Origin of the sequence: Serratia sp. J2, from assembly GCF_046269175.1 — a bacterium.
GTDB lineage: Bacteria > Pseudomonadota > Gammaproteobacteria > Enterobacterales > Enterobacteriaceae > Chania > Chania fonticola_C.
In genome coordinates this window covers 142,808-148,898 of the sequence record NZ_JBKABN010000015.1, presented here as the reverse complement: position 1 = coordinate 148,898, position 6,091 = coordinate 142,808, and the positions used below count along the sequence as shown (strand labels likewise).

Here is a 6,091-nt window from a genome sequence, read left to right as displayed (position 1 = left end):
AAACTTAACGTGGTCGCAGATCGATCACCCGCTGGGCCTTGCCTTCCGAGCGAGGAATATCGCCACAGTTGGCAATGCTGACGTCGGTGCTGACCCCAACGATCGATTTGATATGGTGACGCAACTGGTGGCAAATATCGCAACGCTGCTGGTGGTTGAGCGTCAACGCCGACTCTTTCAGCTCCACCCGCACGGCCAACGTATCCAGATGCCCGGCACGGCTCACCTGCAACTGATAATGCGGCGACAGATGCTCGAACTGCATAATCTGTTCCTCAACCTGTGACGGGAATACGTTCACGCCGCGAATGATCAGCATATCGTCGGAACGGCCAGTGATTTTGCCCATCCGGCGCATGTTGCGGGCATCCCCTGGCATTAGGTGGGTGAGGTCGCGCGTGCGATAGCGGATCACCGGCAGTGCCTCTTTGGTCAGCGTGGTGAAAACCAGTTCGCCATGCTCGCCGTCAGTCTGTATCGCGCCCGTTTCAGGATTGATGATCTCCGGCAGGAAGTGGTCTTCCCAGATGGTCGGACCGCCGCCGCTTTCGGCACACTCCATCGCTACCCCCGGCCCCATCACTTCGGAAAGGCCGTAGATATCCAGCGCTTTGATCCCCATGCGTGACTCGATCTCATGGCGCAGGGATTCTGACCAGGGTTCGGCACCGAACACGCCCAAACGCAGGGAGCAGTTGCGCGCATCGCCCCCCATTTTGCGTTCCAGCTCGTCGATCAGTGTCAGGCAGTAGGAAGGGGTCACCATGATCACGTCGGGTTTGAAATCCAGGATCAGCTGCACCTGCTTCTCCGTCTGGCCGCCGGACATCGGGATCACCGTCGCACCCAGACGTTCTGCGCCATAGTGCGCGCCCAACCCGCCGGTAAACAGGCCATAACCGTAGGCAACGTGGATTTTGTCTTTGGCTGTGGCCCCGGCAGAGCGTAGGCAGCGGGCGACAATATCGGCCCAGTTATCGATATCCCGCTGGGTATAACCTACGACCGTTGGGCGGCCTGTGGTGCCAGATGAAGCATGAATGCGCACCACCTGTTCCATCGGCACGGCAAAGGTGTCGAACGGGTAGTTGTCACGCAGATCCTGCTTGGTGGTGTAGGGGAATAGCGCCAGATCGCTCAGTTGTTTCAGATCGCTCGGATGCACACCGGCCTGATCGAACTTGCGTTGATACATCGGTACGTTGTTGTAGGCATGGTGCAGGGTCCATTGCAGGCGCTCCAGCTGTAATGCTTCGATTTCGTCGCGTGAAGCAAATTCAATCGCGTCGATGGGCCGTGGATTTGTAGTCATCTTTTTAGCCTCGCAGGTGTTAGACACGCTCTATAATCATGGCAATGCCCTGACCGACGCCAATGCACATGGTGCACAGTGCGTAACGGCCAGCGCGACGTTCCAGCTCAAACAGGGCGGCCAGCGCCAGGCGCGCACCGCTCATGCCCAATGGATGGCCAAGAGCGATGGCACCTCCGTTGGGATTGACCTGTTCGGCATCATCCGGCAGACCAAGCTGGCGCAACACCGCCAACGCCTGTGCGGCGAATGCTTCGTTAAGTTCAATGACGTCCATCTGCGCCAGGCTTAACCCGGCGATTTCCAGAACTTTGCGGGTCGCGGGCAGCGGGCCGATCCCCATCAATCTCGGTTCCACGCCGCAGGTGGCGGTAGCGACAATGCGTGCCCGTGGCGTCAAACCTTGCTGCAAGGCCATGGCTTCGGAAGCGACAATCAGCGCCGCCGCACCGTCGTTGACGCCAGAGGCATTCCCGGCGGTGATACAACCCGGCTGACGGAACGGTGTTTTCAGTTTTTGCAGTTGCTCCAGCGTGGTTTCTGCGCGTGGGTGTTCGTCTTCGCTGAACTGAGTAATGACTCCTTTCTTGCCGCTGAGGCTCACCGGAATAATTTCCTGTGCCAGGATCCCCCGCTGCTGTGCCAGGGCGGTGCGCTGCTGGCTGCGTAGAGCAAAAGCATCCTGATCTGCACGGCTGATGCCAAACTGCGCCGCGACGTTTTCGGCGGTTTCTGGCATCGAGTCGGTACCGAAAGCCGCATGCATCAGTGGGTTAACAAACCGCCAGCCGATGGTGGTATCAAACATCTGTGCCTGACGGCTGAAGGCGCTGTCCGCCTTGCCCATGACCAGCGGGGCACGGGTCATGGATTCGGCCCCTCCGGCCAATACCAGACTGGCTTCTCCGGCCTTGATGCTGCGGGCCGCCATCGCCAACGCATCCAACCCCGAACCGCATAGCCGGTTGATGGTGGTGCCGGAAACGTTTTGTGGTAGCCCGGCCAGCAGCGCCGCCATACGGGCCAGATTGCGGTTGTCTTCTCCGGCCTGATTGGCGCAGCCTAGGATGACATCATCCACCCGTGACCAGTCCACGTTAGGGTGGCGCTCCAACAGAGCACGCAGCGGCAGGGCGGCTAAATCGTCGGCCCGCACGTTTGCCAGCGCACCGCCGTAACGGCCAATCGGCGTGCGGACGCCATCGCAAATAAAAGCCTGATTCATGGCTGCTCTCCTAAAATGCTGTGGCCCAACCGATGGGCGCGGCCACGGAACCAGGCGACGGTTTTCCCTAATTGATTAACGATCTCAACGTCGTACAATCCGGTGGTTTTACCCTGATGGCGCACTTCAGCGCAGGCGGTGAGGCGGTCGCCTGCCAGCGCGGGACGGATAAAATCGATGGTGCAGCCAGAAGCGACTGCTGCCAGCCCCTGACTGTTGCAGGCATAAGCAAAGGCGGTATCTGCGAGGCTGAACAGTTGGCCACCGTGGCAGGTCTGGTGGCCATTGAGCATCTGCGGGCCGACGGTCATGCTGACTTTGGCCATGCCAGCATCCACGGCATCAATGCGCATATCCATTGCCTGTGCACAAGTATCTTGGCTAAACATCTGTTCGGCGCAGCGCTGGGCCAGCGCGCGGGGAGTGTTGGCATTCATCAACATTGAGCTCCTGAATAATTGGCGGCATAACGGCGCAGCAGCGGTATTGGGCGATAGCGGGGTTCCGCGTAATAACGTTGCAGGTTTTCCAGCGTGGTGAGGATCTGTTGCCAGCCGAGCTTGCTGCCCCAGGCCAGCGGACCTTGCGGGTAGTTGACGCCAAACCGCATGGCATCGTCGGTATCGGCGGCGTTGGCCACGCCTTTGTTCACCACGTCCAGGGCTTCATTAGCCAGCATGGCGACGGTGCGCATCACCAGCAGGCCCGGGTAGTCCGGCAGGTGGATCACCTGTTTACCCAGCGATTGCAGCAGGCGGATGACCTTGGCCGTGTGCGGCACCGTGTTCTGTTCGGCGCTGCTGATGGCGATAACGGGGGCGTGCTGATAGTTGACGGACAGGTCGAACAGAACCACGGGCGATCCGATTTCTTCGGCGACTTGGCTTGCTGTTTTACCATTTGTTAACATAAATGTAACTTCATCGATCCGGGCAAATGGACTGGTCTGGCCAGGATGTTTGATCGCCGCCGCATTTCCCGTCAGCAACTGTGCAAACTCGCCCATGGCCGACCAGTCGCCGTGCAACGTGACGGACTGAGGCAAGTCAGCCGTTACCGCCGAAGCAAAAGTTGCTGACGGTAGGGCCTGCTCACTGTCATAACGGTAGAAACCCCGGCCACTCTTGCGGCCCAAATGCCCGGCAGCAACGAGTTCCTGCTGCACCAGTGAAGGAGTAAAGCGGCTGTCCTGATAAAAGGCGTGATAGACCGATTCGGTGACGGCATAGTTGACGTCTTGACCGATCAGATCCGTCAGTTGCAGTGGCCCCATGGCGAAGCCACCAGCATCACGCAGTACGGCGTCAAGGGTGGCCGGATCGGCAATCTGTTCTTCCAGAGCGCGCAGGGTTTCACCGTAGAAAGGCCGGGCGACGCGGTTGACGATAAAGCCTGGCGTAGAACGGCACACGACACTGTGTTTACCCCATTGTTGAGCCAAGGTTTGCAGGCTGCTCAGCGTTTCCGGGCTGGTTTCCAGCCCACCGACGATCTCCACCAGTTTCATTAACGGAGCCGGGTTGAAGAAGTGCAGGCCCGCCATGCGCTGCGGATGCTGCAGCGCGCTGGCGATGGCGGTAATAGAGAGTGACGAGGTATTGCTGGCAAACAGCGTATCGGTAGAACATATCGCCTCCAGATCGCGAAACAGGCTCTGTTTGATCGGCAACTTTTCTGCCACCGCTTCGATCACCAGGCTGCAGTCGGCCAGATCGCTTAACGAGCCGGTCAACTGAATATGAGCCAGCAGGGTTTCGGTGCTGTGGGCATCGGCTTTACCTGCCTCGACCCGCTTGCGCAGGCGTTGCTCGAGCTGCTCAAGTGCGCGGGAGGCGGCGGGCAGGGCGATATCGAACAGCTTGACCTGATGCCCTGCTGCGGCGGCCACCTGAGCAATGCCGATCCCCATGGTTCCGGCACCAATCACGGCCACCGTTGCGGAGGTGGTTATGGCATTCACCGCCATTTTCTCTCTCATGCTATTTCCCGCTGAAGTTCGGTTGGCGTTTGGCAAAGAAGGCGCTGACGCCCTCGCGATAGTCGTCACTACGGCCACCCAAGCGTTGCAAATCGCGCTCTAAATCGAGCTGCTGGTCAAGCGTATTGCTGGCCGAGCGGTACATGGCCTTTTTAATCAGCCCCAGGCCGTAGGTAGGTTGGGTGGCAAGCTGTTTGGCCATGCTTTGGGTATGATCGGCCAGCTCGGCGGCGGCCACGACCTGCCAGATCATTCCCCACTCCAGCGCCTGCTGAGCACTGATTTTGTCCCCCAGCAGCGCCATACCCATGGCACGTGCATGCCCGGCCAGGCGTGGCAGATACCAACTGCCGCCGGAATCCGGTACCAGGCCCAGTTTGCAGAAGGATTGGATAAAGCTGGCGTTGTCGGCGGCCACCACGATATCGCAGGCCATTGCCAGCGCGGCACCTGCTCCGGCAGCAACGCCATTGACCGCGCAGACAATCGGCTTGGGTAGGGCGCTCAGGCGTCGGATCAGCGGGTTGTAAAAACGTTCTACGGACAGCCCAAGATCCGGGGGGGCCTGATCCACACTGACGTTACGATCGTTCAGATCCTGCCCGGCGCAGAAGCCGCGCCCGGCACCGGTGATCAGCACGCAACGCACGCTGTCATCTCGCTCCGCTACGGTTAGCGCCTCGCTGAGCTGGTGGTGCATTTCATCGTTAAAGCTGTTGAGCCGATCGGGGCGGTTCAGGGTAATGGTCAACACCCCGGCTTCGATGTGGCTAAGAATTAATGCGTTTTCCATAAATCAGCGCCCTTGATAGTTCGGTGTACGTTTTTCGAAGAAGGCGGCAATGCCTTCCCGGCGATCTTCGGTGGCGGCCAGGGTGACAAACTGCTGGCGTTCCATCTGCAAGCCTTGGCTTAGGCTGGTTTCCTGTGCCTGTTTTAGTGCCTGTTTGGCCGCGCGCAGCGCCAGCGGTGCCTGTTGGCTGATGCGTTGGGCCAGTTGTTGAGTACGCTCCAGCGTTAATGCGTCGACACAAACCTCGCTTACCAGCCCGGTTTGCAGTGCGCAGCGGGCGTCGATGGCTTCGCCGGTCAGCACCATTTGATAGGCGCGGGACTTGCCCACGCTGCGGATCAGGCGTTGAGTACCACCGGCACCGGGCATCAGGCCTAAAGTGATTTCCGGCAGGCCGAAGCGGGCGCTTTCGCCGCAGAGGGTAATGTCGCAGGCCAGAGCTAGTTCACAGCCTGCACCGAGCGCGTAACCGTTCACTGCCGCCAGCAAGGGTTTGCTGAACTGGGCCAATCGCTGCCATAGCAAAGGGCGGTGATCGAGCTGGGTGGCGGCGACATCCTGCTGCTGTAATTCGCGCAGATCGGCACCGGCAGCGAAGAACCGGGCGGCACCGGCGATCACCACGGCACCGACGTCGGCGTCGCTATCGGCTTGTTCCAGTTGATAAACCAACTGCTCCAGGCAGGCTGTGCTCAACGCATTGCGGGCATCGGGGCGGTGCAGCGTCAGTGTGACCACGCGTTGCTGCTGTTCGCGCAGGATCCAAGGGGTTTCCATCGTCGG

At 59.8% G+C, this 6,091-nt stretch carries 6 protein-coding genes; all 6 read right to left on the bottom strand.

The window, feature by feature from the left end; all coding sequences use genetic code 11:
- Positions 1-4: 4 nt before the first annotated feature.
- The 6 genes from paaK to paaF are packed head-to-tail and all read right to left on the bottom strand — an operon-like array spanning position 5 to position 6,085.
- Positions 5-1,312 carry a phenylacetate--CoA ligase PaaK gene (paaK, locus tag ACKWMY_RS16745; RefSeq protein ID WP_024528944.1) on the bottom strand — a complete coding sequence of 436 codons (1,308 nt, stop codon included), beginning with the start codon at positions 1,310-1,312 and terminating at the stop codon, positions 5-7.
- 19 nt (positions 1,313-1,331) lie between these two features.
- Complete coding sequence (gene pcaF / locus ACKWMY_RS16740) at positions 1,332-2,537, bottom strand: 3-oxoadipyl-CoA thiolase (protein WP_024528943.1); 1,206 nt, start codon at positions 2,535-2,537, stop codon at positions 1,332-1,334.
- Positions 2,534-2,974, bottom strand: coding sequence for a hydroxyphenylacetyl-CoA thioesterase PaaI (paaI, locus tag ACKWMY_RS16735; RefSeq protein WP_024485592.1), 441 nt, complete (start codon positions 2,972-2,974; stop codon positions 2,534-2,536). The genes pcaF and paaI overlap by 4 nt, the downstream gene beginning before the upstream one ends.
- A complete protein-coding gene (locus ACKWMY_RS16730) occupies positions 2,974-4,515 on the bottom strand; it encodes a 3-hydroxyacyl-CoA dehydrogenase (protein ID WP_409486636.1) in 1,542 nt (513 codons plus the stop codon). The genes paaI and ACKWMY_RS16730 overlap by 1 nt, the downstream gene beginning before the upstream one ends.
- A 1-nt stretch (position 4,516) precedes the next feature.
- Positions 4,517-5,308 carry a 2-(1,2-epoxy-1,2-dihydrophenyl)acetyl-CoA isomerase PaaG gene (gene paaG / locus ACKWMY_RS16725; protein WP_024528941.1) on the bottom strand — a complete coding sequence of 264 codons (792 nt, stop codon included), beginning with the start codon at positions 5,306-5,308 and terminating at the stop codon, positions 4,517-4,519.
- Positions 5,309-5,311: 3 nt separating this feature from the next.
- Positions 5,312-6,085 carry a 2,3-dehydroadipyl-CoA hydratase PaaF gene (paaF, locus tag ACKWMY_RS16720; RefSeq protein WP_024528940.1) on the bottom strand — a complete coding sequence of 258 codons (774 nt, stop codon included), beginning with the start codon at positions 6,083-6,085 and terminating at the stop codon, positions 5,312-5,314.
- Positions 6,086-6,091 lie beyond the last annotated feature (6 nt).

What these genes read in the sequence shown, in the direction of transcription:
- paaK (WP_024528944.1), bottom strand. Translation starts at nt 1,312, where the DNA reads ATGACTACAAATCCACGGCCCATCGACGCGATTGAATTTGCTTCACGC.
- pcaF (WP_024528943.1), bottom strand. Translation starts at nt 2,537, where the DNA reads ATGAATCAGGCTTTTATTTGCGATGGCGTCCGCACGCCGATTGGCCGT.
- paaI (WP_024485592.1), bottom strand. Translation starts at nt 2,974, where the DNA reads ATGAATGCCAACACTCCCCGCGCGCTGGCCCAGCGCTGCGCCGAACAG.
- ACKWMY_RS16730 (WP_409486636.1), bottom strand. Translation starts at nt 4,515, where the DNA reads ATGAGAGAGAAAATGGCGGTGAATGCCATAACCACCTCCGCAACGGTG.
- paaG (WP_024528941.1), bottom strand. Translation starts at nt 5,308, where the DNA reads ATGGAAAACGCATTAATTCTTAGCCACATCGAAGCCGGGGTGTTGACC.
- paaF (WP_024528940.1), bottom strand. Translation starts at nt 6,085, where the DNA reads ATGGAAACCCCTTGGATCCTGCGCGAACAGCAGCAACGCGTGGTCACA.